The organism is Microcoleus harperi Pol14_C6, from assembly GCF_036701295.1.
Lineage (GTDB): Bacteria > Cyanobacteriota > Cyanobacteriia > Cyanobacteriales > Microcoleaceae > Microcoleus.
Map to the genome: position 1 here is coordinate 78673 of NZ_JAUBQN010000002.1, position 25676 is coordinate 104348.

Sequence of the window (25676 nt, forward strand, 5' to 3'; positions counted from 1 at the left end):
TAGCTATTTAGTATAGGGTGATACAGAATAACTGTTGGTACAAATGGTGCAATCCAAAAGGCATAGACCATTGGATGGAGAGTTGAAAAATTTAGATGAGTCCGGCTATACGAAGTCGGGGGGTTGAGGATTGGGGAATTATCTATTGAAGATTTGTTCCGCTAAAACAGGGACTTAAAACCAAATAACTATTGCATCTAAAATCCTCCCATCTAACATCGGCTCGGTCTTCCCTGAAAATTGCTGAGTATGAGAAGGTACAACTAACGTGATCAAAAAAAGTTTAACGATCGGCATCATGGCACTGTGGCTGTTAAGCGTACCGCTGACGGACAATGCCTTAGCTCAAGATGCTGCTGGTGCTGCTGCGGTGGCGCCGAATCCGATCGACAGCGGCGATACGGCCTGGATGTTGGTCTCCTCAGCACTGGTATTACTGATGACACCGGGGCTGGCGTTTTTCTACGGGGGACTGGTGCGATCGCGCAACGTCCTCAACACCATGATGATGAGCTTAGTCATGATGGGACTGATCGGCGTCACCTGGACCCTGTGGGGTTATAGTTTGGCTTTTGATGTCACCCCCAGCAACCTCAATGATAAAGGGTTTGCTCAAGGGATCGAAACCTTCATCGGTGGCTTCGACTGGATGTTCTTGAACAATGTCACGGCGGACAAACCAGATCCGATCGGCTACGCGCCGACAATACCCCACCAAGTCTTCATGGTGTACCAGATGATGTTCGCCATCATCACTCCAGCCTTGATTTCAGGGGCGATCGTCGAACGGGTAACATTTAAAACCTACTTCTGGTTCGTGCTGCTGTGGTCTACCTTCATCTACTCTCCTCTAGCCCACTGGGTTTGGGGTAAAGGCTGGCTGGGGGCAATGGGAGCTCTCGACTTTGCCGGTGGCACCGTCGTACATATCAGTTCCGGCGTATCAGCCGTAGTCGCAGCTTGGATGATCGGGCCCCGCAAAGACCACTTGAACAAGCCCCACACCCCCCACAACGTACCCTACGTCTTGCTTGGAATTGGGATACTGTGGTTCGGCTGGTTTGGCTTCAACGGCGGTAGCGCTTTGGGATCTGGTTCTTTAGCAACAGTGGCTTTTGTCACCACCATGATTTCAACAGCAGCCGGCGGTTTAACTTGGACAATTGTGGAATGGGTGCTCAGAGGCAAACCGACAGCAGTCGGAATTGCCAGCGGTTTCCTAGCCGGATTGGTGGGCATCACACCTGCGGCTGGATTCGTACTTCCAGTGGGAGCCCTTTTGATCGGATCGATCACTTCCGTTTGTTGCTTCTTTGGCGTGAGCTTGCGAGCTAAGCTGGGATTTGACGACTCTTTGGATACCTTCCCAGTTCACGGCCTCGGCGGGACTGTAGGGGCGCTGCTGACTGGGGTATTTGCAACTAAAGCCGTGAACGCTGCCGGAAATGACGGGCTGTTTGCCGGGAATCCGGGGCTAATCGTCACCCAGTTTGTAGGCATTCTAGCTACTTACGTGTTTGCGGCTGTCGGCACTTTTGTGATTTTGAAAATTCTGGCGCAGTTTATGGAACTGCGAGTGCCGTCATCTGCTGAAGACCAAGGTTTGGATATCGGTCTGCACGGGGAAGAAGCTTACGGTGAGGATTTTGCCGGCGGTTTCAGTTCGTTTGAATCGGGTTCTCCTTTTGCGCCGAAAAAGGTTTGAAACTATCATAAGACTGACGCACTCCAGCCTGTGAAACCCGGTTTCTCGGTAGAATTATCGGCTCCCAAACAGATTTTTCTAAGAAACCGGGTTTCTTTGGCGAATTTTGCGCCGAAGAAGGTTTTTATCTGTGATTGGGCGTTAGAGTCAATAATATTTGGGTTGCCCCGTTTTGCAATTGTTGCAGGCGGGGTTTTCAAATTTGAGATAGGAATTCTCCAATGGTTCTAAAATCAAAGGTAATTAACCTAGATTTCAACTCGATACCGCATGGATACTAAAGCTTTTAAACGATCGCTCCAACAGTCTGAAAACTACCACCGCAAGGGTTTCGGACACGAAGCTGAGGTAGCTGGCGTGATGCAGACAGCTTATCAAAGCAGTCTGATCCAGCAAATTCGGGACAATAATTACAGGCTAGAACGCGGCGCAGTCACGATCCGGCTGGCTGAGGCTTTTGGCTTTTGCTGGGGGGTGGAACGCGCTGTAGCTATTGCTTACGAGACTCGCCAGCATTTCCCAACCGAACGGATTTGGATTACTAATGAGATTATTCACAATCCGTCTGTAAATCAGCATTTGCGGGATATGGAAGTTGGTTTTATTGCTGTTGAGAAGGGACAGAAAGATTTTTCGGTTGTCGATAGTGGCGATGTGGTAATTTTACCTGCTTTTGGGGCGAGCGTCCAAGAAATGCAGTTGCTTAATGATAAGGGCTGCAAGATTGTTGATACTACTTGTCCTTGGGTTTCTAAGGTTTGGAATACTGTTGAAAAGCACAAAAAGAGGAATTATACTTCGATTATTCACGGTCAATACAAGCACGAGGAAACTGTTGCTACGAGTTCTTTTGCTGACAAGTATTTGATTGTATTGAATTTGCAGGAAGCTGAATATGTCAGCAATTATATCTTGCATGGAGGCGACCGCGATGAGTTTCTTGCTAAATTTAGTAAGGCTTATTCTGCTGGTTTTGACCCAGATGTGGATTTGGAAAGCGTGGGTATTGCTAACCAAACTACTATGCTCAAAACTGAGACAGAGAACATTGGTAAGTTGTTTGAAAAAACGATGATGCGGAAGTTTGGTCCTGAAAATTTGAACGAGCATTTTCAGAGTTTTAATACTATCTGCGATGCGACTCAGGAACGGCAAGATGCTATGTTGAGTTTGGTTGAAGAAAAGTTAGATTTGATGCTGGTGATTGGGGGGTTTAATTCTTCTAATACTACGCATTTGCAGGAAATTGCGATCGACAAAAATATTCCTTCTTATCACATTGATTGTGCAGAGCGAATTTTACCAGGAAATCGCATCGAACACAAGCCTTTGGGGGCAGATTTGGTGGTAGCTGAAGGTTGGCTACCGGATGGTAAAATTGTGGTGGGCGTGACTTCGGGTGCTTCTACGCCTGATAAGGTTGTTGAGGATGCGATCGATCGCATTTTGACCATGAAACCCGCTGCAGTTGCCTAATTATATTGTTTTCGCTGCCATCGGAATCATCCTTTTGCGAGTGCTGTGCGATCCTCTCGCAAACAGAGTATAATTCCGATGTTGCCGGATTTGATATTAAATTAATTTCAATCGATGAATCCTCCGCAATTACCCGATAGCTCCCCTTTTTGATACTATTGATCGGTATCATCGCTCCTGTGAATTTCTCCCCTGCTTCCCTAGGTTATTTTTTAAATAAAATATTAAATATTCGCTTTTTATTGGGGTAAAAAGCTTGACTTAGCTAGCTTGACAATGTATAAATTAGACAATGGGAATAGTGATCAAAATGTAGTTTATGTCAGTACTCCCATTATTTAATAATATACTCCAAAAATCAACTTAAATCAATAGGTAAAAACTCCTTTCTTTGATCCGCAATTTGAAACTGCCAAAGGAAAACGAACGATACAAAAATCGATGGAAAAAAGGCGAATTAAGCTTTGCAGGCTATCCTAGATTGTCTGATGTCTCCCTGAATCACAAGAAGCAAAAAAGCGATTTCTAGAATCTCAGACTTAAGGCGGATGCAAGGAGTAACCCGACTCAACTAAACAAAAAATCGATCGCACATTTGAGCCTTAAATTTATAGGCTTTAGTCGCCGTTTCTGACCGCGCGAAAAATTTGGGTATTCTTAAATCCAGCTACAATAAAAAAAAGCAGGACTCGCACGCCGATTATTTCATGAAACAATCGCTGACTCCCCAAATCACCGCAGGTATCGGAATGGTCGTGGCGCTGCTAATTTTCAATGCGGCAACTTCCTACCGCAACACTCTCAAGTTGGTCGAAAACGAACGCTGGGTGAGCCACACTCACCAAGTTTTAACCGAACTCGAAGCTACGCTTTCCACGTTAAAAGATGCTGAAACCGGACAGCGCGGTTATTTGCTGACGGGAGAAGAACGGTATTTAGAACCGTATTACAGCGCGATCGCCCGCATTAACCAGCAATTAGCAGAATTGCAGCAGCTAACGGCTGACAATAACCGGCAGCAACAGCGCCTTCGCGATTTGAAAATTGCGATCGACTCTAAATTAGCCGACCTTGAAACAACCCTCAATCTCCGACGCAAAGAAAACTTAGCAGCAGCCGTGCGGCAAATAAAAACTGGTAGGGGAAAGCAAATCATGGGGGATATTCGGCAGCAAATAGCCGCCATGACTGCCGGAGAAACTCAGCTATTGCAGCAGCGCGCCCGAGAATCTAAAAAAAGCGCTAATTTGACCATCCTGACTTTTAGCGTTGCGAGTTTAGTAAATTTCCTGTTGATGGTGTTGGTTTACTATTTGGTGAAGCGCGATCGAACTTTGCGCGACAAGGCCGAAATTAAGCAAAATCAACTTTTAGAACAGCTAGAGCACGATCGCCACTCCCTGCAATTAAGTGAAGAACGTTTTCGCAGCGCCATTCTCAACGCACCGCTGCCAATTATGCTGCACGCTGAAAACGGAGAAGTTTTGCAAATTAACTGCGCTTGGACAGAACTCTCAGGCTACGAATACTCAGAAATTCCCACAATTGAAGATTGGACAGAAAAAGCTTACCACAGCCGCAAATCCCTAGTGCAAGCAGATATCGATCGGCTGCACGGCTTAAACGCCCGCATTTCTGAAGGCGAATATATGATTGCCACAGCCAGCGGCGAAACTCGTATTTGGGAGTTTTATTCCGCACCTTTAGGTCAGCTTTGCGACGGCAGAAGTTTAGTAATTAGTACCGCCATTGACGTAACTGCGCGCAAACAAGCAGAAGCGGAAATTCGGATGCTCAACGCTACCTTAGAACGGCGAGTAGAACTCCGCACCAATCAACTTCAAGCAGCTAACGAAGAATTAGAAGCTTTCGCCTATACCGTAGCCCACGATTTGCGTGCCCCCCTGCGGGGAATGCAGGGATTGGCTGAAGCTTTATTAGAAGATTACCGTGAGCTCCTCGATGAACTCGGTCAAGAATACGCGCAGCAAATTGTTAATTCTGGGCAACAACTAGAAGAATTAATCCAAGATTTGCTAGCTTACAGCCGCCTGAGCAGCACAGATTTATCGATGCAAGTTTTAGACTTAGAATCTGCTGTGGCCGAGGCAATTGCTATGGTAAAAGCTGACGCTAAATCCAGGCACGCTCAAATCAGTGTTCGATCGCCCTTGCCTGCGGTAATTGCCCACCGCGTTACTTTAGTTCAAGTAATCGCCAATCTGCTCACGAATGCTATAAAATTTGTGGAAGGCACACCAGCCCAAGTGCAGATCTGGGCGGAGGAAATTGAGCATCCTCAAGAGGGAGAGACAAATAGCAATACAGTGGGAGAATTGGCAAGGGCGACAGTGGGACAGTGGGAGAATTCCCAGTTACTGATGGTCAGTAGCCTATTGCCAGTCTGCATCATCCGTCTGTGGGTAGAAGACAACGGCATCGGTATTGCTCCTGAACATCAAAAACGCATTTTTCGCGTTTTTGAACGGCTGCACGGTATCGAATCTTACCCCGGAACTGGTATAGGATTAGCTATTGTAAAAAAAGGAGTCGATCGCATGGGCGGTCAAGTTGGAGTGGAATCTCAAGTAGGACAAGGCAGTCGATTTTGGATACAATTGAGGAAGCATGACGCAAATGCAGACGATTTTGCTGGTGGAAGATAACCCCGTTGATATTCTATTAATGCAGCGGGCTTTTCGCAATGAGACTTTTGCTAATACTTCGCTGCAAATTGTCCGAGATGGAGATGCAGCGGTTTTTTATTTAAATGGGGACGGAGAGTACAGCGATCGCGATCGCTATCCTTTACCTAGGATAATTTTACTAGATTTGAAGTTGCCCAGGCGATCTGGTCACGAGGTTCTGGTTTGGCTGAAGCAGCAGCCGGAACTAAAACGCTTGCCGGTGGTTATGCTTACTTCTTCTAGCCAAACACTTGATGTCAAGCGGGCTTACGATTTAGGGGTAAATTCTTATTTGGTTAAACCGATCGGGTTTGCTTCTTTAGTGGAAATGATGCAGAGTTTTAGCCAGTATTGGCTCAATTATACCGAACTGCCGGAACCTCTATAATTTGCGCGTTTGTAGTGGCGATTTCTCGATTTTTCTTGCTTGTTTCCTCGTTACCAGGGTATTTTTGATAACGAGGAAATTAAGTTTCGAGTGAGGAATCGCGTCCTCTATCATTTTAAAGAGTTTACCTCCAACATTTTTAGTTGGAGTGATTTCTCGGCACCCTAACTAACAGCCAAATTATAATTTTTTAAAGTGGTACACATTCTAGTAATTGACGACAACCCCACCGATCGGCTGCTCGTCAAACGCGAATTAGAACGGCAATTTTCGCCATTACAAGTAACGGAAATTTCCGACAATAGATTGTTAGTGGAAGCACTGAACCGAGGTCAATTCAATCTGGTGATTACCGATTACCAACTGCGCTGGACGAACGGTTTAGATGTGCTTAAAACTATCAAAGCACGTTATCCACAATGCCCGATTATAATGTTTACAAATACTGGCAATGAAGAAATTGCTGTAGAGGCGATGAAATCCGGATTGGACGATTACATTATCAAGTCGCCTAAGCACTACGTCCGCCTTTGCGTTGCTGTTCGCACAGTGCTCGATCGAGTTGCCGCCTGGGAACGAGTCGCCAGACTCGAAAATCAACTTAATTCTCTGTTAGAACGCTTAAATGTCGGAGTTTTTCGAGCGAGTTCCCAGGGGCAGCTTTTGGAAAGCAATCAAGCTTTTTTGCGCTTGTTTGATGCCAGCAATTTAGCAGATGTCCAAGGGATTTATCTGCAGCAATTGTTTTTGCAACCGGTAGATTCAGGGGAGTCTCGGTGCCAAAATCTAGAAATTACATTTCCTTTGGCAGATGGTCGAGTAAAATGGATTCGGTTTACTCAATATCTTTACAGCGCAGAAGGTGAAAGTACGATCGACGGATTGGTGGAAGATATTACGGAACTCAAGCAAGCTGAACTTGCTTTGCGCGAATTTAATGAAACTTTGGAAGAGCGGGTGAGAGAGCGTACTGCTGAGTTAGAAGAAGTTAATGCACAGCTAGAATCTTTTACCTATTCAGTTTCTCACGACTTGCGCGCTCCTTTGCGGGGAATTTTGTTTTTTGCTGAAATGTTGCTCAACGATCAAGTTAGCAACTTGGATGCTACCTCACAAGATTACTTGTACCGGATTACGGATGCTGCAAGTCTGATGAGTACTTTAATCGAAAATTTGCTAGAGTACAGCCGCCTCAGCAAAGCTAACTTGCCACTAAAAGCAGTCTCTCTTAATTTTATTGTGGCTCGCTCGATCGCGCAACTAGAGACCGAAATTGCCCAAAAACAAGCTCGCATAACGGTTGTCGAACCGCTACCTGCGGTGTTGGCACATCCTCCTACGCTGCTGCAAGTTTTGGCTAACTTGCTCTCCAACGCTATTAAGTTCGTGCCGCCTGGGATAGCTCCCCAGGTGCGAGTTTATGCAGAAGCTGAGGATGAATATATCTATCTTTGGGTAGAAGACAACGGCATTGGTATTGCCGAAAAATTTCATGGTAGGATTTTTGGATTGTTCGATCGCCTGCACGGTCAAGAAGTGTATCCAGGGACGGGAATTGGGTTGGCGATAGCGAATAAAGGAGTCGATCGGATGGGTGGTGGGATCGGGCTGAAATCGACTTTGGGAATGGGTACCCGCTTCTGGGTAAAATTACGCAAGTGCGAGAGTTGAGGAAGCAGTGTACGGGATTTAACAGATGAGGTTCTAGACAAGAGGGTTTTAACAGCAATATTCTGCTGTAGCTCAAAGAATCAACAACCCGCTTGTTCACACCCGAAGACAGAATAAACAATTAGTATAATGATAGTTAATTAATCTCTTGCACCTTTCCCGCCTGAGCTGGCTTTCTGATGTGTTTTACAACAACTTAGTTAATTAATTTGCTTGCGGACACGCCCCTAAAAAGCTGGTTGAGGATATTACAAGCTGTAAAATAAATAAAATACAAGCAAATACAATAAAATTCTTGCAACTCTAATTAACCCACCAAGTACATATTCAAATTGTCGAGATTGCTTAATAACATATTATTACATTTAAAAATGTTTGCGCCCTATAAAAACTAAAAGGCTAATGCTGTCTATTCTGTTAATCGACGACAACCCGAACGATCGCCTGATGATCGAGCGAGAACTGAGGAAAAATTTTTCGGATTTAGAAATTAAATCCGTTATTGATATTCAAACTCTAGAATACATCCTGGCAGCCGGGGGTTTCGATATAGTAATTACCGACTACCAACTGCACTGGAGTGACGGATTAACGATTCTTCAAAAAGTTCACAGTCGCTACCCGAATTGTCCGGTAATTATGTGTACTGACAGCGGCAGCGAACAAGTGGCCGTCGAAGCTATGAAAGCGGGTTTGAGCGATTACGTATTCAAAGGGCGATACTTAAAGCGACTGGCGGGGGCCGTGGGCGAAAGCTTGACAAAACAGCAGTTGCGCGAGAACTACGCGAAAACGTCGGCGCAATTGGCAATTTCGGAGGAAAGGCTGAGATTGGCGATCGAAGCCTCGAAAATGGGAACTTGGGATTGGAATGTATTAACTGGCGAGGTCGTTTGGTCGGAGGGACACGAACTGTTATTCGGGTTGGAAAAAGGCAGTTTTCCGGGAACTTATGAAGCGTATTTTGCCTGCATTCATCCGGATGACCAAGCCTCGATCGCCGACGCTGTTGCCTTTGCTTTAGAAAACAAAATAGAATACAAGTACGAATTTAGAGTTTTTTGGCCCGACGGCAGCTTGCACTGGATATCCGGTAGGGGCAAGTTTTTTGATGATGATACGGGTAAATCGGTGCGATCGATCGGCGTGGTTTGGGATATTACGGATAGCAAATTATCGGAAGCGAGGGTGCAAGAAAGCGAGGAAAATTTGCGCTTTGCTCTAGAAGCAGCTAACACAATCGCTTTTACCTGGGATGTGGCATCGGGGGAAGTCCGCCGTTCGTCTAATGCCGAAACGCAGATGGGTTTGGGGCCAGACAGCACCTGTGGTACTTTTGAGCAAAAAAAGAATGCGGTGCATCCAGAAGACCGTGAAAGGTTTTTGGCAGATGTGGAGGCCGCATTCAGGGGCACGGGAGTTTACGAGTCGGAATACCGCAAAGTGCGACCCGACGGCTCAGTGATTTGGCTTCACGACAAAGGGCGAGTGGTTTTTGACGCATCCGGTACACCCCTTCGGCTGTCCGGCGTGGCGATCGACATTACGCAGCGCAAACAGTTAGAATACGACCGCTCGCGCGCGTTGGCCCGCGAGCAGTCGTATTTGCGCCGCCTGCAAAAGTTAACCTCCGCGTCAGTAGCTATTAACTCCACGCTGTCGGTGGCAGAAATACTTCAGTTAGCTGCCGATAGCGCCCGCCAAATTCTCGAAGTCCACCAGGTAGCGGTCAACCTCGACCCTGCCGCCACCTGGGATGCGGGAATTAGCAAGTTTTCCATGTCAGAAAAATACGCCGCGTGGCAAGATTACTGCGAAGAGCCAGACGGTACCGGCATTTACCAGCAAGTTTGCCAGCACCAACAGGCGATGCGGATGACTCAAACCGAATTAGAGGCTCACCCGGCATGGCGGAAGTTCGGCAAGGCTGCGGGGAAGCACCCGCCAATGCGGGGCTGGCTGGCTGTACCGCTGACGACTCGGGACGGCAGAAATCTGGGATTGATTCAGTTGTCGGACAAGTATGAAGGGGAGTTTGCCGAAGATGATGAAACTATTTTAATGCAGTTGGCTCAGGCGGTGTCGGGGGCGATCGACAATGCCCGACTTTACGAGGAATCTCAGCAGGCAAATCGCATGAAAGATGAGTTTTTGGCAACTCTTTCTCATGAGCTGCGATCGCCCTTAAACGCGATTTTGGGCTGGGCGCAACTGCTGCAGCAACGCAGTTTGAGTCAGGCTGCTACGGGGCGGGCTTTAGAAACGATCGAGCGAAATGCTAAATTGCAAACTCAATTGATTGATGATTTGCTGGATATTTCGCGAATTATTCGCGGCAAGTTGACTTTGAATCCTTGTGCGGTAAATTTGATTTCGATGGTGGAAGGAGCCCTGAATACGGTGCGGTTGGCTGCGGATGCTAAGTCGATCGAGTTGCGGTCTGCAATTGTAGATTTGGGCTGGGAGACTGCTGAATTTTCCGAACTTGGGAAGGTTTCTGGCAATCCTGAATCTCAGTTAAATCCGAGATTTTGGGTATCAGGAGACCCTGGCCGCTTGCAGCAAGTAATTTGGAATTTGCTGACGAATGCGATTAAGTTTACGCCGCGCGGGGGGCGAGTTGAAATCCGGCTACAGCGAGTTGATTCGGAGGTTGAGCTGGCTGTTACCGACACGGGAATTGGGGTTGCACCGAATTTTTTGCCTTACGTATTTGACTCTTTCCGCCAAGCGGATGCTACGATTACTCGCAATTATAGCGGTTTGGGGCTGGGTCTGGCGATCGTGCGGCAGTTGGTGGAACTCCACGGTGGCACGGTTTGGGCTCAAAGTCCGGGACTGGATATGGGATCGACTTTTACTGTCCGTCTCCCTTCGATGCAGGTAAATTCGATCGCCGACGATGAAGCGCAGGTTTTGGCTGGCGCTGGTAATTTACTGGGAGTTAAGGTTTTGCTGGTTGATGACGAGGTTGATTCGCGGGAATTTATGAGGTTTGTCTTGGCAGATTCCGGGGCTACTGTCAGGGTTGCATCGTCTGCTGCTGAGGCGTTTGAGGTGGCTTCGCAGTTTAGTCCGGATGTTTTGGTCAGCGATATCGGAATGCCGCAGGAAGACGGATATTCGCTGCTACGAAGGCTGCGTTCTTTGAACACTCAGACAGGGAAATTGTGGGCGATCGCTCTGACGGCTTATGCTAGGGATGAAGACCGCGATCGTGCTTTCGCTGCAGGTTTTGACCGACATCTGCCTAAACCTGTGCAACCCGATGTGTTGCTAGAGACTATAGTCAAGTTGAGGCAGCAAGGGCTACCAACTTAAAAATTTCTATTAATAATTGGGAATTGGTAACTCAAAAGTGGTTAATTGGAATTGGGAATCGTGCTTTTAGTGACGACTTTAGTCATCGTAAAATTCGCTCGTACAGGCCTTCCTCACTACCAATCTATAATGCTGATTTTACCGGACACGACCTGATTAACCCGACTGGATATAGGCGGAAATCGCTCAACAGAAAAATATAAAAATTTGGATTTTTCAAAATGTTCAAATTCTGCTTGTGGGGCTTTGCTTTTAGCGCGCCTAAAATATGCAATTTCTATGCCGATTAGGTAATTGGTTTGTGTTAATATGCTAAAATATCCAACAACCACGCGGTAATAATTAGGTGGACAAACTTCAGATAGATATAGAGGCAATTTACTCTCAAATTGAGCAATTGCGCCTGGAACGCCAGCAGCTTAGTATTGCCGATGCTGTCCCAGCAGGTGATTCGCCCCAAGCGATCGCCGATGCTTATCGGCGTCACGCGAGGGAAACAGCACAAGTGTCGGCCGAAGTCAAGGGTATAGATGACGCGATCGCGGCTCTGTCTGCTCAACTGAGTCAGAAACAGCAGCAATCGGTAAAATTGCAAAGAATTACTCCGATGGAGCAGCAAGTTGAAGAAGGAAGAGCGCTCGCTCACGGACACGCGGAACGGATTAATGAACTGGCGGCGGAACTGGCGGCAGAAGTGAAGGGACTCAAAGCCATCGCCGACCAAATTAGTCCCAGCTACTGGCAGGTTTATTACAAGCCTTTTATTACTGGTTTTAAGAGTATTACTGTTCCCTACGTGCGCTCGGACGGGGATGTTTGGACTATTGTCAATCGAGTAGTTTAGAGAGGCTGCGGGAGCAGAAATAATCAGCGCTCAAGACAATTTTTTCCTGTCCCTATTCCTCTACTTCAACCCCGCAGCAGTTGCTTAATAGTGCCGACCAATTCCTGTGGGTGAAATGGCTTGGCGATGTAAGCGTCGGCTCCTTGTTTCATTCCCCAATAGCGATCGAACTCTTCGCTTTTGCTCGAACACATTACCACCGGCAAATTTTGGGTTTTAGGGTCGCTTTTGAGCCGGCGACAGACTTCGTAGCCGTTCATCCGGGGCATCACGATATCCAGAACGACTAAATCGGGGCGGTTAGCCTTGATTTGCTCTAGAGCTTCTACGCCATCACTCGCTACTGTGACGTTGAGTCCTCTACCTTTGAGCAAGTCGGCGATCATCTCCCGCAGAGTGACGCTATCATCAACAACCATAACTGTACTCATAGAATAATCCCTACCAAGTTTCTGGGTTGAAACGTTCTCATTAACGTTTACACTAACGTTCACCTTCCAAGGTGTCTTTTCCTGATTGAGATTGCGCTCTGCTAGATGTAGTTTACCCACTTTTGCTGATTTCTCAATCATTTTCTGAGTAATTACCGCAAGATTGAAAGATCCGCGCAATCTCGGTTGACACACGAGGCTATGTCCGTTAGTCTATCATTTTCTTTCTCAAATGGTACTATTATCAAAAAATCAGGGTATGGCTTGGTTGTGTGTTTCCCGTTGAGGACGGCGGCGCTCGGCCGCCTGCATCAACATTTGTCTATATTAGGATTATTCGTACCTAAAGCCGATAGTTTTTGGTCGTAGAGCGTGTCTAAAACTGCCGGGCGCTGGCGGTAGCTGTGACCGGTGTTTTTGCAGCCATTAGCAACTATTCCCAAGACGGAAGCTCCAGAAATTTTTAATTCTTCTAAAACTTTGCGAACTTGCGATCGGTCTGTTTGCCCAATTTGGACGACCATAATCGTAGCGTCTGTGTGAGCTGCGATCAAGTGGCTGTCTGCCAAGCCTGCTAGTGGCGGGGTGTCATAAATTACTAAGTCAAAAAATGCTTGAAATTGCTCCATCAGATAATGCATTTTTTTGGAAGAAAGAAGCTTGATCGGATCGGGGGGAATTTGGCCGGCGGTGAGTACGAACAAATTTTCTTGGTTCGGGGCTCGTTGAATCGCGTCGTTGAGGCTGAGATCTGTGGAGATAGCCTCGCCCAGACCACGCACGTTGGGCAGTCCTAACTTAGCGTGCAGTTGCGGGCAGCGCAAATCTGCATCTACTAGCAATACTCGCTGTCCCACTGCTGCTGCTGTGGCTGCCAGGTGCAAAGCTACTGTAGATTTGCCGTCCCCGGCTAAGGGTGAGCCGACTAAGAGCGATCGAATTGCCGTGCCTGCACTCAGCAAGTGAATGTTCGTGTATAGCGATCGAAATGCTTCTAAAAATTGATAGTCCAAGTCGCTCAAAATACTTGATCCCCCGCTCATCGGACCAGTATATCTAGCTTCGACCGGTTCGACTACTTCTACTTTCGAGTTCGATCGAGCCGATGTTAGTTTCCTCTGTCTAGCTGGCGGTCGGCGCTTGACTTTTTTGGTAAACGGAATCACACCGAGTATCGGCAATCTTGTGGCGATTCTCAGTGATTCTGGAGTGTGGAACACAGTATTTAGTACCTCTACGAGCAAGCCGACTGCTATGCCCAGCAGACTGCTTAAAATTACTGCCAGCGCTAACTGTTTTTTGGTTTGTTTGACGGTAGCTGTTAGAGGGTTGCCAAATTTATCTAGCGGAATTTCCGGAGGATTGATCAGCACCCAGGGAATTTGCTGCTGAGCCGCATCGATCCGCAAGGCTTCTCGTTTTGCCAAGAAATCCGAAAAACTCTTAGTAACTACTTGCAGTTCCCGCTGTAAATTGTCGTATTCTCGGGTTGTAACTGAAAAGTTTCTAATTTTTTGGTTGAGAGCATTTTGCAAAGCTGTCATTTCGCGATCGCGCGCTTCAACTTCTTTGATTTGGGTCTCTAAATTTCCCATCACCACTTCTCTTGCTTGTTGAGTGGCGGTTAAAATCAGTTCTTCCCGACTTTTTCGCAGCGCTAAAACTGGCAAACTGTCTTCTCTGTACTGAGCTAATTTCAGTGACAAGTCCGAATCTATTCTCTGAATCTGACCTAAGAGGCCGCCGTAAGCTTGCCCTTGGGTCATCAGCAGCCCCTGGGGATTATTTTCGTTCAGTAGTTTTTCATAGCTTTGGTAGAGGTTTCGCATGCCTTTTAGCTGAACTCTAATTTCTACTTGCTTACCCCGAATGCTTTGAACTTGTTCAGACAGAGATTTTCCCTCTATCTGAGGTTCAAACAAGTTGCTCTGCTGCCGCAGTCTTTGGACTTGCAGTTGCAGAACTTCCACTCTTTCTCGGAGCTTGGGCATCTCTGTATCTATAAATTTAATACCTTGATTAATGCCCATCAGCCGTTGCTGCAAGCTGTAATCTAGATAAGCTTTAGAAATTTTATCCAATACGCTGTAAATTTTTTTTCGGTTTGAATCTTTGTATCGAACTTGTAAAATTTTCGTGCCTTGCTGTTTGCCATCTTTCGTGTAGCTAATGCGGTTGATCGACATTTTTGAGATCAGTTCGCTATAGTTCATTTTGGGATACCAAGCCCGCAATTCCTCAATCACTGGCTGCATCATTTTGGGACTTCGCAAAATCCTAATTTGGGTTTCGTAGTCTAGTAGGCTAATTCCTTCTATATTAATTCTTGCTAAGTCCGCCGCTTGGGTGTTGTTTAATTGTTTGGATTGCAAACCTTCAGCCGTGGCTGGTTCTACTAACAGGGAAAAGGAGCCTTCATACTCGACCGTTATGCTTTTAGAAGTGGCGACGATGGCTGTTCCTGCCAGGGCGCTCAAAGCTATGGTTGCTGCTGCCATGACTGGGAAGCGACGGCGCACGACGCCTAACAGCCAGGACAAGTCTAGCTTTTCTTCTTCTCTCTCCTCTACGAAGTGATCTCTGTAGTTCTGAGCAGATAACTCCGGCAGTTTGCCATTCGATTTGGGTGTGAAGGGTTGGTAATCTTGTCTGCTATCCATATTCAGCCAGGGTATTTTTGAGGTTGATATTTTTGAGGTTGATATTTTTGAAGCGGCCAGGTCGCGGCTGGGTAATCTTATTGTTTGGTTTATTCTAGCCTTTGCCAGGAATTATCCACCTCACCCGCCGCCTTCTTACCTGAATAAAAATCGGAGAACGTTTATAAAATTTAACACTCCCGTAGCTGGCCCGACAGGTCCTATTACAGCGTTCATGCGATCGACAAAATTGACGAGCCCCCTGCGAGATACGATAATCATGTCGTTGTTGCGAAGTTGAGGATTGGTTTCTTCGTTAATTCCTTGAGTTAAATTGACTTCGATCGTCCGTTTAGTAGCTGTACCGTCGTTATTGAGGCGGACTAGCTCAACTTTATCCCTTCTAGCTCTGGTATTCTCGTAGCCAAAAAATCCTCTGGAAATTAAAGCTTGATTCAGTGTGGCATTAGCTGGGAGCCTCAAGGGATCGAGGGATGTTCTGAGTTCTCCTACTACATAAACGTTAATGCCGACGGGGGCAAAGTTAGTGTTGGCGAGCACACCAGCTTCTGCAGGGTTGACGATTGTAGCTTTGGGCACGATGATCGTGTCTCCCTCCTGGAGGATTGTATCTTGGGCCCCGTCGCCGGACTCTAGGAACTGCCACAGGTTGACTGGGATAATTTGTTCGCCTCTTCTGGTGACGCGCCGCACTTGGATTTGCCGGATGTCGGCATCGGAGGTGATGCCGCCGGCTAGCTGAATGGCCCGGATGACGGTGGGGAAACCTTCGCGGCTGAGGTCGTTTGTGGTGTTGCCGCCGATGACGACGTAAGCGCCTGGGCGGGTGACTTGACCAACGATGGAGATCGATCGAGGTTTTTCTGGGGGTGGCGAAAAGTTTGCTGTCGCAAATTGACGAGCTTCTGCTTGGTTGAAGTTGGCGACTGTGGGAATCACGATTGTGTCTCTGTCTTGCAAAATGATGTCTTGAGAGATGTCTCCTTCTTGCAAGAATTTCCACAGGTTGACGTTGAGCACTTGATCGGGGCCGTCTCGTTGGGGACGGCGGACGCGGATGTTGCGGATGTCGGCGACACCCGTGACGCCTTCTGCGAGTCTGATCGCTTGGGTGACGGTGGGGTACTGGACACTCGGCGAGGCTCCCGGTCCGGGAGTTAGGGTAATAGTGAAGTTTCCGGGCCTGGTTACTTCTCCGATGACGCCGACGTTGAGGGGGCGGGCGGCGACGAGGCTGACTGTGACTATGGGGTCTTTGAGGACGCGGCGGTAGGCGTTGCGGATGATGTTGGTGGCTTCTACTAAGGTGCGGCCGCGGATGGAGACCAAGCCGATCAGGGGCAGGTTGACTGAACCGTCGGAAAGGACTTCGTAGCCGCGGCTGAGTTCGGGTACTTCGAGTATTTCTACTTGGATGCGATCGCCGCCGCCGAGTTTATAGCTTTCCGGCGCTCTCCTAACGGGCGGAACCGTCTGGGCTTGGTCTGCGCCTAGGGGGATGGGAAGTTGTGCCGGGGTGCTTCTGGCGTCAGCGATAACAGTGGAAGCAAACAAGACAACACCCACAACCGACGGGGCTATCTGTCTTGGAAAATGGGTGTTAACCATACACCACCTAATTTTATTGACTATGATTTATATAAGTGTAGCCTTTTGAGTGCGGGGCAAAAAGCTCATTATTTTAAGCTATCGCCGAAAAAAGGATGCTCTATTTTTGTTTTATCCCTAATTTCTGTGTTAGCGTGGTTGCGGGTTGACGGCTATATTTTATATCTATATAATTTGATATTGTTGGTAACAAAGGAAAGCAATTATGAATCAACCAGTGTCTATACCAAATATGGTGAAAGAGCTGATTTTAGGTACTTCTTCCTTGACATGGATGCTAATTGCTATAGTCGCGATAGTAACTCTACTATTATTTCAATTTGCTAGTTATAAAAAAGTAGGTTTGGCTTTAGAAAAAAGCTTTGCTGCTCTTTACATTTTTATCTCTCCATTTCTGACACAACCTCCTTTTAATTACTTGCATTTTGTTAACTTGAAACATCCCGAAGGTGGTATCTTAAAACTCATACCTTATTTTTTTTACCCCTGGGTAGTATTAATTTTAACTTCAAGGGTTAAAGTTTTTAGTAGCAATTTTATAGAGATTTTTGCCAAGATATTGAGGATGAATCCTTTTTTTTTACTTTATACATTACTTCCATTACTATCTACATTATGGTCTCTAGTTCCTGAAGAAACGCTAAGAGCAGGGCTAGCTTTTTCAGGATTTACTGCTTTCGGGTTTTACATTGCAGCCCAATATAAATGGGAGGATTTATCTCGTTTTTGGCGCTGGGGATACACGGCAATCGGTTTGGCAAGTTTTGTAATGAAACCCCCTGGAGCAGGCGATTTTGTCGGCTTAACCCAATCTAAAAATTCTTTGGGGGGAGTCTTAGCTCTCTGTACGGCATTTTGGTATTTGCACTATTCTCAAGGAGCTAAAACTCAGAAAGAGCGCTGGATTGCTTTGGGAATGATGTTCTTTTCATTTTACCTAGTAAGGGCTAATAAATCGGGAGCTGCTCTAGTGATTACTCTCATATTAATAATTGCAGTGTCCTCACTAAATTTTTTAAAAAAATTAAGTTTTCAGTGGGCATTTACTGCGATTATATGTTTCCTGGTCGTCAGCATAATTATGACTGTTTTTGTAGTAGACAACCTAGAGGATATTATTGTAGGTGGGTTAGGCAAGGACTTGACTCTAACTGGGCGGACAGAATTCTGGCCGCAGTTAATGGCTGCGGTCAACCAGCGTCCCTGGTTTGGCTACGGATACGATGGATTTTTTCAACAAGATAAGTTAGGAGCGGGTACTCCTGCTTATTTTATTTATACTCCTAGTGGATTTCAACCTGAAAACCCTCACAATGGAGGGATTGGGATATTGTTAGCCTTCGGTTGGCCGGGATTAATTTTAATGATGACTTCCTTGCTGCTCAATTTAGCTTACGCAGTTCGGTATTTGAGTCGTAGCACGTTGGAAGGAGCGGGAATACCTATTTGTTTTCTAGTCTCTATTATTATGAGCAACATCACAGAAGGTTATATTATAGATATAGGAAATCCTTGGCTGAGTTACGTAATGTTGACGGTTCGACTTGCGATAGATAATGCTAACAATAGTTCTAACAGTAGCACCAGTAACCCTCAAAGGCGTTCTTTAGCTCGCACTGTCCATTGAAGTAAGCTTTATTGGGCGGATCGTGGGTCAAGTTGGGGAACATCTCATATTTGTAAAAACACTTCTTCTGGCTCCTTCCTTCTTCCTCTTTCCTTCTGCCTCCTGCCTAAAAACTCCAATTTTTAGGTCGGCTGCAAAAGTGAGATGTTCCCTCAAGTTGTGATATGTTGTTATAGGATCAACCAGTCTAATTTTGCGAGATTGCCGACCCTGCTAGAACCGCGTTTGTGTTTTGTAAAGATTTAAAATATTCTGATGCTAGATAAGTTAACTGCGGTCAGTCAAAGGCTCGGCCCTAATCTGCGCCAGGTACTCAGCAACATAGCTTGGCTGTTCACTGACCAAATCTTGCAGATGGGTCTAGGCCTGTTTGTAGGCCTTTGGGTGGCTCGCTATCTTGGTCCGACACAATTTGGATTGCTCAACTACGCGATCGCCTTTGTGTCGCTGTTTAGTTCGGTGGCAACAATGGGGTTGGGTACTCTGGTAGTGAGGAATATCGCTCGCGACCCAGAATGCAAAAATGAGACCCTGGGAACGGCCTTCGGACTGCAATTTACTGGTGGCTGCATCACTTTGTTGTTAACTGTCACCGTGATTACGCTAGTCAAGCCCAACGACACTCTGACTCGGTGGCTGGTAGGTATCATCGCTGCAGGAACTATCTTTAATGCTTTTGAGGCTATCAATTTTTGGTTTCAGTCCCAAATCCAGTCAAAATATACAGTGCTGGCTAAAAATTCGGTATGTTTTTTAGTTGCTGCTGTCAGAATTGGGTTAGTAACAATTAAAGCCCCCCTGCTTGCCTTCGCCTGGGTTAGATTGACAGAGGTCGCATTAGTAGGAATGGCTTATGTATATTTTTATCAGCTTACGGGGAATAAAATTAAGGATTGGCATTTTAGTTGGGAACGGTGTAAGGAACTGCTATCGGAGAGTTGGCCGATAATTTTGTCGGGATTGGCAGTTTATGTGTACTCAAAAACCGATCAGATAATGCTCGGTGCGATGAATCAAAATGCTCAACTAGGCTATTATGCTGCAGCTGTTAAAATTTCGGAAATCTGCGATTTTTTGCCGATGATCATATCCAGCTCTATTTTTCCAAAATTAGCGAATTTGAGAAAGACAAATTATGAAGAATATCTAAATAAATTTCAAATTTACTCGGATATTATGATATTTTTATGGTTGGCAGTGGCGATACCGATATCATTACTTTCTCCCTGGATAGTGAATCTGCTTTACGGGGAAAACTATGCAAAGTCAGCAGCGGTACTGGCAATCTATGTTTGGGCGCAATTTGGCAGTAACTTTGGAGTAGCACGGAGTACATATTTGAACATAGAAGGTCAGTTGCGCTACGGCCTTTACTTGACTGTAGTCGGATCTATTTTTAATGTAGGGTTGAACTTTTTGCTAATTCCTAAGTATGGAGCTTTTGGAGCAACTGTGGCTACTCTGATAACTTATTTTTACGTGATTATATTACTCAATTTCTTGATTAAGGAATTGCGCCCCTTCGGAAATTTCATCTGGCGCTCCCTTAACTTATACAAGGCTGCTTGTAGAATCAGAGGATTAGTAAAGTGATTCAAATTAAACCTAAAATCGAACAGCGCTCGAATTGCCCCTACTGCGACACGGAACTCAATGCCCAAAAAATTTTGTGGCAAGGGATACATATTGTTCTGGACTGTAAGTGCGCGGGATGCGGTAGCGAAATAATTGACGAGTTGAGAGTAGGTCATGGAGTCAGAAACTCCGTCCAAGTTGATACAATCAAAGGTGAAGTTTTTGCAAAATTTGTTAACATAAAAGAATGGCTAGGCAAACCATTACTCAATTCACTCCAAAATCCTCAACCAGAAAAACTTGAGATTGTAAAAGAGATTTTTAAACCCTGCAAACGGGTAATTATCTTAAACTGTATCGATCATCTTTATGGTCATTCCCTGCTGAAGTTGCTAAATGCACAAAGGCACTTAAAATGCAACTCGGACTGCGGGTTAGTTGTGATAGTTCCTAAGTTTCTAAGGTGGATGGTTCCTGATGAAGTTGCAGAAGTGTGGACAGTACCTATTTCTTTAAAAAATGGTCAGAATTACTATCCCAGCTTCGCCGAGTTTGTTGAGGAAGAAACTAAACGCTTTGATGAAATTTATGTCAGCGAAGCCCATTCTCATCCTAGCCAGTTTGACATCACACGGTTTACTAGAGTTCCCAAACACAAATTTGAGGAACCAGAAACAAGAATTACTTTTATTTGGCGGGAAGATCGTTTATTAGTTAACAGTGGGCTGTTCCGAGTTCTGAAAAAGCTAAATCAACGAGAAAGGGCATTGCCATTGCAAAATTTAAAAATTCAGCAGTTATTTCATAAAATTAGGTTGCAATTACCAGAAGCAAAATTTGCAGTAGCTGGTTTGGGGACAAAAACTAAGTTTCCAGAATGGATTGAAGATTACAGAGTGGATAGTTTTAATGAAAAAGTTGAAAAGGAAATGTGCCGTGTTTATTCACAAAGCCGCTTAGTAATTGGTCTTCACGGATCTAATATGTTGCTACCTTCGGCTCATGCTGGTATGACAATTGATTTGATAGATGAGCGGTGGGGTAACTTTGCCCAAGATATTTTATACCAAGAACGTGACCCGAGAATGGCTAGTTTTCGTTATAGATTTTTGCCCTATCAGACTAGCAATGATACACTGGCCTACATAGCGGCTGTGATGCTTCACAAGTGGTTTAATTTTAAATCGCAGATGACTGCTGAGCTTGTTAATTCAGATATTGAAGACTACTAAAAAAAGTAGAGTCGCATAAATGTTCAATTACCAAATCCAAACACCCGTTGCTTTTATTATATTCAAACGTCCAGATACAACGGCTAAAGTATTTGAGGCAATTCGTCAGGCCAAACCTCCCAAATTGCTAGTAATTGCTGACGGGCCACGTCCAGATAGGCCTGGAGAAGATCAAGAATGTGCTGCCGCTAGAGCTATTATTGACCAAGTAGATTGGGACTGCGAAGTTCTGAAGAATTATGCAGACGTAAATCTCGGTTGTCGCCTGCGGGTTTCTAGCGGTATGAATTGGGTGTTTGATCAGGTTGAAGAGGCAATTATTCTTGAGGATGACTGTCTCCCTCATCCTACTTTTTTCCGCTTCGCTGAAGAATTGTTGGAGCGTTACCGAGACGATCAGCGGATTCTGTCAATCTCTGGTCAAAATGTTCAGTTTGGGCGAAAAAGAACTGATTATAGTTACTACTTTTCTCGCTATAATCACTGCTGGAGCTGGGCGAGTTGGAGGCGAGCTTGGCAGCATTATGATTTAGATATGAAGTTGTGGCCGGAAATTCGGGATGGTAATTTTTTGATGGATGTACTGGGAGACTCCCATGCTGTAAAAGTTTGGACAAATACTTTTCAGCTCTGTTATGAAAAAAAATTACAGAGTTGGGCGTTTCAGTGGACATTTGCTAGTTTCATTCAAAATGGTATGAATATTCTGGCAAATGTCAATTTAGCTTCTAATATCGGACATGGTGTAGGGGGAACTAATACGGAGGATGTAAACAGTCCTTATAGTAATATGCCTGTAGAAGCTATAACATTTCCGATGAAACACCCAGCTTTTGCCATTCGGGATGTGCAAGCAGATAATTTTACTGAAAACACTTTATATGATTACGAACCGAAATTTGTCAAGAAAGTACAACGCAAAATCCAACAATTTTTGAAATAGTAAGTAAGCCTGAGTTAAGGATGTTTGGATGAAAGTTTTGCTGGTAAGTAATTATGATATTAAAGGTGGTGCTGCGAGAGCTAGTTATCGTTTGCACAAGGGTTTACAAAGTATGGGGGTAAATTCCCAAATTTTGGTAGGGTATAAGTCTAGTAATGATGAAAATGTGCGGTTGATGCCGACTAAATTAGGAGATAATTTTAAGGGTATTAGAGCTAAATTAAATAGGTTGCCGTTAAAGGTTTATCCAAAACTGGGTCAGGTAATTTTTTCGCCTCAATGGGTTCCTGATGCCCTGGCATCTGAAGTTGCGAAAATTAATCCTGATGTGATTAATTTGCACTGGGTTTGTGAAGGCTATATGCAAATTGAAACGTTGCCTAAGTTTAATAAACCGATCGTTTGGACGCTGCACGATATGTGGGCGTTTACGGGTGGATGTCACTACAGCGAAAATTGCGATCGGTATCTTGATGCTTGCGGTGCTTGTCCGCAGCTTCACAGCACTAAAGATGCTGATATTTCTCGTTGGATTTGGCAGCGAAAAGCTCAATCTTGGCAAAATTTGGATCTGACTTTGGTAACTCCGAGTAATTGGTTAGCTGAATGCGCGAAATCTAGTTCTTTGTTGAAAAAATATCCAGTTAAAGTAATTGCTAATGGCCTTGATGCTGAAGTCTACAAGCCGCTGAACCGCCCGCAGGTGAGATATAGTTTGAATTTGCCTCAAAATAAACATTTGGTGTTGTTTGGGGCCATGCAGGGAACAGGCGATCGCTGGAAGGGATTTCCGCTGCTGGTTCCGGCTTTGCAAAGGCTCAGCAACTCGGGATGGCAGGACAAAATTGAACTTTTGGTGTTCGGTTCTTCTAAACCAGAAAATCCGATCGATGTTGGCTTTAAAACTCATTATCTCGGCAGGTTGGAAGATGAATGTTTAGCAAAAGTTTATGCAGCGGCCGATGTGATGGTTGTACCGTCGCGGTACGAAGCTTTTGGTCAGACGGCATCGGAAGCTTTGGCTTGCGGTACGCCTGTGGTGGCTTTTGATGTGACGGGATTAAAAGATATTGTCGATCGCCAGCACAATGGCTATTTAGCTCAACCCTATGACAGTGAGGATTTAGCGCGAGGTATTGCATGGGTGCTAGAAAACCCGGAGCGACATCAAAAACTCTGCATTCACGCCCGTCAGAAAGCGGAAAAAGAATTCACCTTGGAGATACAAGCAAATCGCTATTTGTCTCTTTTTAACGAGGTTCTGTCAACTTCAAAGTCAAGATAAAAATCTGATTTTATTTGGTTAATTTTACCTTCCATATCGCTATAAGTCGCACAACTGGGAACAATGAACCGTACTAAAATAGCCGCCCTTTTAACTTGCTTCAACCGCAAAGAGAAAACATTAGCTTGCTTAGAGGCTCTTTTTAAGCAGGCACTTCCAGCCGATGTTGATATTTTAGCCTATTTAGTTGATGACGCCAGTACCGATGGCACCAGCGAAGCAGTTCGTCAAATCTATCCTCAAGTCAATATTTTTTCCGGCGATGGGAACTTATTTTGGAACGGGGGAATGCGTGGGGCTTTCACCGAAGCAATAAAAGATGATCCCGACTACTACCTATGGTTAAATGATGACACTCTTATTTATCCAGAAACCGTAAGTGTTTTGCTAGAAACCACTCAAAAGTTATCAGAAAAAGGAGAAACCAAAGCCATCATTGGGGGTTCTACCTGCGACCCCGAAACGGGTCAAACAACATACGGCGGTGTTGTGCGAAATAACCCTTTGCACCCCTTCCGATATGGTGTCCTAGAACCAACAAAAGAGCCCCAGATGTGCGATACTATGCACGGCAACTGCGTATTAATTCCCCGCAGTGTTGTGCAAATTGTCGGCAACCTAGATCCGGCTTTTGTTCATTATATTGGCGATTGGGATTATGGTTTACGAGCCAGACAAAAAGGATGTACAGTGTGGATTGCTCCAGGCTATTTAGGTACTTGTTCCCTCAACCCCCAGGTGACTAAAACCGCTGCTGATAATTTAAGCGAAGGATTGGATAAAATGAGCCAACCGAAAGGTTTATCCTTCAAAGATACTACCCTGCAACCGGCTCAAGAGTGGAAAGTATTTACTCAGCGCCATGGTGGGTGGTTGTGGCCAATTTATTGGCTGCTACCTTATCGCAGGTTAGTTTGGCTTTCAGTGTTGAGTAAACTGGGATTGACTAAAAACAAAACTCAAGGTGAATAGGATGGTTGATAGAAATGAACTCCGCATTGCTTGGCTTGTCCCGGAAGTGGAACTGGGAGCTTACTGGCAGCCTGTTTTGAGGGAATTTACAAAAATTTTTAAGAATACTGTATTTTATACTGGTCGTGTTTGGTCTGGGTTCGATCCTACGCTGCCGGGAGCATCGGCAATTCAGTTGGTAGGGGAGACTACATTTGTCGAGACGGAAAAGATAGAAACAGGATACGATCGCGGATTCATTGTAGTATCGCCTAGTATTATCGGCTATTTGCTAAAATTTAGACCTCATGTGGTCTTTCCCCAAGCTTTCTCTTTGTGGACTGTAATTGTGGCATTTTTAAAACCGCTACTGAGGTGGAAAATTGCGATTATTTACGACGGTAGTTCCCCAAATACAGACTTTCGAGATTCCAGTTTTAGGACATTTGTGCGCCGCATTCTTGTGCGGTTTGCCGATGCTTTTGTTGCCAATAGCAATGCAGGTAAAAAATATCTTATGGAAGTTCTCAACGTACCGGAGGAGAAAATTTTTACCCGAACCTATCTCGTACCTGATGCGGGAGCTTTGCTGAAACGATTAGATCAAACTAAGCCGCCCAACTTGCAGTTAAAACGCCCGATTTTTCTGTATGTAGGGCGCATCACGGCGAGAAAGGGAATTAAAACGCTTTTAGAAGCTTGCGCTATTCTTAAAAATCAAGGTTATGTTGATTATTCGCTGTTGATTATTGGCAAGGGAGATCAGCGGGAAGAACTGGAAGCATTTATTAAAGAGTGCGATTTTGAAGAGCAAGTAACGTGGGCGGGATGGGTGGAATATGGAAATTTAGGTGCTTATTTTCAGCAAGCTGATATTTTTGTGTTTCCTACTTTTGAGGATGTCTGGGGTATGGTTGTTCCCGAAGCGATGGTGTTCGGAAAACCAGTGTTGTGTTCAAATGGTGCAGCTTCCTATGAGTTAATTATGTCAGGTGAGAACGGTTATATTTTCGATCCTAGCAGTGCTAAAGAGTTAGCGGAGAAAATGCAAGTTTTTCTAGATAATCCTGATTTGATTGAGTCGATGGGAGAGCAGTCACGACAAATAATTTCTCAAAAAACTCCAGAAACAGCAGCTAAAGCTTACGTCGAAGTTACATCTTTTTTGATGGAGAATAGATGAAGCAAGTTCGGCAAGGGAGTTTTTAAATGATTTAACGGAGGGATAAAAGAGGGTAGAGGGAAAAGTTAGCAATTACCACTTAGCAATTA

At 45.2% G+C, this 25676-nt stretch carries 17 protein-coding genes; 14 read left to right on the top strand and 3 right to left on the bottom strand.

Annotated features, from left to right (window positions below; all coding sequences use genetic code 11):
- Positions 1-268: 268 nt before the first annotated feature.
- The 7 genes from QUA27_RS02010 to QUA27_RS02040 all read left to right on the top strand — a co-directional run bounded on the left by QUA27_RS02010 (position 269) and on the right by QUA27_RS02040 (position 12092).
- A complete protein-coding gene (locus QUA27_RS02010; protein ID WP_333066029.1) occupies positions 269-1705 on the top strand; it encodes an ammonium transporter in 1437 nt (478 codons plus the stop codon).
- Positions 1706-1975: 270 nt separating this feature from the next.
- Positions 1976-3181 (top strand): 4-hydroxy-3-methylbut-2-enyl diphosphate reductase, encoded by a 1206-nt coding sequence (locus QUA27_RS02015; protein WP_333066030.1) that lies wholly within the window; start codon positions 1976-1978, stop codon positions 3179-3181.
- 707 nt (positions 3182-3888) lie between these two features.
- Positions 3889-5847 (top strand): sensor histidine kinase, encoded by a 1959-nt coding sequence (locus tag QUA27_RS02020; protein WP_333066031.1) that lies wholly within the window; start codon positions 3889-3891, stop codon positions 5845-5847.
- The gene (locus tag QUA27_RS02025; protein ID WP_333066032.1) at positions 5810-6256 is read left to right on the top strand and encodes a response regulator; all 447 of its coding nucleotides are present in this window, start codon (positions 5810-5812) and stop codon (positions 6254-6256) included. Before QUA27_RS02020 ends, QUA27_RS02025 begins: the two co-directional genes overlap by 38 nt.
- A 195-nt stretch (positions 6257-6451) precedes the next feature.
- Entirely contained in the window at positions 6452-7927 is a 1476-nt protein-coding gene (locus QUA27_RS02030) for a sensor histidine kinase (protein ID WP_333066033.1), read from the top strand.
- 402 nt (positions 7928-8329) lie between these two features.
- Positions 8330-11248 carry a PAS domain-containing protein gene (locus tag QUA27_RS02035; protein WP_333066034.1) on the top strand — a complete coding sequence of 973 codons (2919 nt, stop codon included), beginning with the start codon at positions 8330-8332 and terminating at the stop codon, positions 11246-11248.
- Positions 11249-11594: 346 nt separating this feature from the next.
- Entirely contained in the window at positions 11595-12092 is a 498-nt protein-coding gene (locus tag QUA27_RS02040; RefSeq protein ID WP_333066035.1) for a hypothetical protein, read from the top strand.
- A gap of 65 nt (positions 12093-12157) precedes the next feature.
- On the opposite strand, the gene QUA27_RS02045 is transcribed toward QUA27_RS02040, so the two are convergent.
- The 3 genes from QUA27_RS02045 to QUA27_RS02055 form a co-directional block, all read right to left on the bottom strand.
- Positions 12158-12523, bottom strand: coding sequence for a response regulator transcription factor (locus QUA27_RS02045; protein WP_039886668.1), 366 nt, complete (start codon positions 12521-12523; stop codon positions 12158-12160).
- Positions 12524-12834: 311 nt separating this feature from the next.
- A complete protein-coding gene (locus QUA27_RS02050) occupies positions 12835-15183 on the bottom strand; it encodes a GumC family protein (RefSeq protein WP_333066037.1) in 2349 nt (782 codons plus the stop codon).
- Between the two features lie 135 nt (positions 15184-15318).
- Entirely contained in the window at positions 15319-16791 is a 1473-nt protein-coding gene (locus tag QUA27_RS02055; RefSeq protein WP_333066038.1) for a polysaccharide biosynthesis/export family protein, read from the bottom strand.
- A 205-nt stretch (positions 16792-16996) separates the two neighbouring features.
- On the opposite strand from QUA27_RS02055, the gene QUA27_RS02060 reads away from it, so the two are divergent.
- The 7 genes from QUA27_RS02060 to QUA27_RS02090 all read left to right on the top strand — a co-directional run bounded on the left by QUA27_RS02060 (position 16997) and on the right by QUA27_RS02090 (position 25587).
- Entirely contained in the window at positions 16997-18418 is a 1422-nt protein-coding gene (locus QUA27_RS02060) for an O-antigen ligase family protein (RefSeq protein WP_333066039.1), read from the top strand.
- Positions 18419-18673: 255 nt separating this feature from the next.
- Positions 18674-20011 carry a flippase gene (locus QUA27_RS02065; RefSeq protein WP_333066040.1) on the top strand — a complete coding sequence of 446 codons (1338 nt, stop codon included), beginning with the start codon at positions 18674-18676 and terminating at the stop codon, positions 20009-20011.
- On the top strand, positions 20008-21225 hold the full coding sequence (locus QUA27_RS02070) for a hypothetical protein (protein ID WP_333066042.1): 1218 nt from the start codon (positions 20008-20010) through the stop codon (positions 21223-21225). The genes QUA27_RS02065 and QUA27_RS02070 overlap by 4 nt, the downstream gene beginning before the upstream one ends.
- A 19-nt stretch (positions 21226-21244) precedes the next feature.
- Positions 21245-22168 carry a glycosyltransferase family 2 protein gene (locus QUA27_RS02075; protein WP_333066043.1) on the top strand — a complete coding sequence of 308 codons (924 nt, stop codon included), beginning with the start codon at positions 21245-21247 and terminating at the stop codon, positions 22166-22168.
- 28 nt (positions 22169-22196) lie between these two features.
- On the top strand, positions 22197-23453 hold the full coding sequence (locus QUA27_RS02080) for a glycosyltransferase family 4 protein (RefSeq protein WP_333066044.1): 1257 nt from the start codon (positions 22197-22199) through the stop codon (positions 23451-23453).
- Positions 23454-23516: 63 nt separating this feature from the next.
- Entirely contained in the window at positions 23517-24425 is a 909-nt protein-coding gene (locus tag QUA27_RS02085; RefSeq protein ID WP_333066046.1) for a glycosyltransferase family 2 protein, read from the top strand.
- Between the two features lies 1 nt (position 24426).
- A complete protein-coding gene (locus tag QUA27_RS02090) occupies positions 24427-25587 on the top strand; it encodes a glycosyltransferase family 4 protein (RefSeq protein WP_333066047.1) in 1161 nt (386 codons plus the stop codon).
- The last annotated feature ends 89 nt before the right edge of the window (positions 25588-25676 follow it).

What these genes read in the sequence shown, in the direction of transcription:
- QUA27_RS02060 (WP_333066039.1), top strand. Translation starts at nt 16,997, where the DNA reads ATGAATCAACCAGTGTCTATACCAAATATGGTGAAAGAGCTGATTTTA.
- QUA27_RS02045 (WP_039886668.1), bottom strand. Translation starts at nt 12,523, where the DNA reads ATGAGTACAGTTATGGTTGTTGATGATAGCGTCACTCTGCGGGAGATG.
- QUA27_RS02075 (WP_333066043.1), top strand. Translation starts at nt 21,245, where the DNA reads ATGTTCAATTACCAAATCCAAACACCCGTTGCTTTTATTATATTCAAA.
- QUA27_RS02065 (WP_333066040.1), top strand. Translation starts at nt 18,674, where the DNA reads ATGCTAGATAAGTTAACTGCGGTCAGTCAAAGGCTCGGCCCTAATCTG.
- QUA27_RS02055 (WP_333066038.1), bottom strand. Translation starts at nt 16,791, where the DNA reads ATGGTTAACACCCATTTTCCAAGACAGATAGCCCCGTCGGTTGTGGGT.
- QUA27_RS02025 (WP_333066032.1), top strand. Translation starts at nt 5,810, where the DNA reads ATGACGCAAATGCAGACGATTTTGCTGGTGGAAGATAACCCCGTTGAT.
- QUA27_RS02080 (WP_333066044.1), top strand. Translation starts at nt 22,197, where the DNA reads ATGAAAGTTTTGCTGGTAAGTAATTATGATATTAAAGGTGGTGCTGCG.
- QUA27_RS02090 (WP_333066047.1), top strand. Translation starts at nt 24,427, where the DNA reads ATGGTTGATAGAAATGAACTCCGCATTGCTTGGCTTGTCCCGGAAGTG.
- QUA27_RS02085 (WP_333066046.1), top strand. Translation starts at nt 23,517, where the DNA reads ATGAACCGTACTAAAATAGCCGCCCTTTTAACTTGCTTCAACCGCAAA.
- QUA27_RS02035 (WP_333066034.1), top strand. Translation starts at nt 8,330, where the DNA reads ATGCTGTCTATTCTGTTAATCGACGACAACCCGAACGATCGCCTGATG.
- QUA27_RS02050 (WP_333066037.1), bottom strand. Translation starts at nt 15,183, where the DNA reads ATGGATAGCAGACAAGATTACCAACCCTTCACACCCAAATCGAATGGC.
- QUA27_RS02020 (WP_333066031.1), top strand. Translation starts at nt 3,889, where the DNA reads ATGAAACAATCGCTGACTCCCCAAATCACCGCAGGTATCGGAATGGTC.
- QUA27_RS02015 (WP_333066030.1), top strand. Translation starts at nt 1,976, where the DNA reads ATGGATACTAAAGCTTTTAAACGATCGCTCCAACAGTCTGAAAACTAC.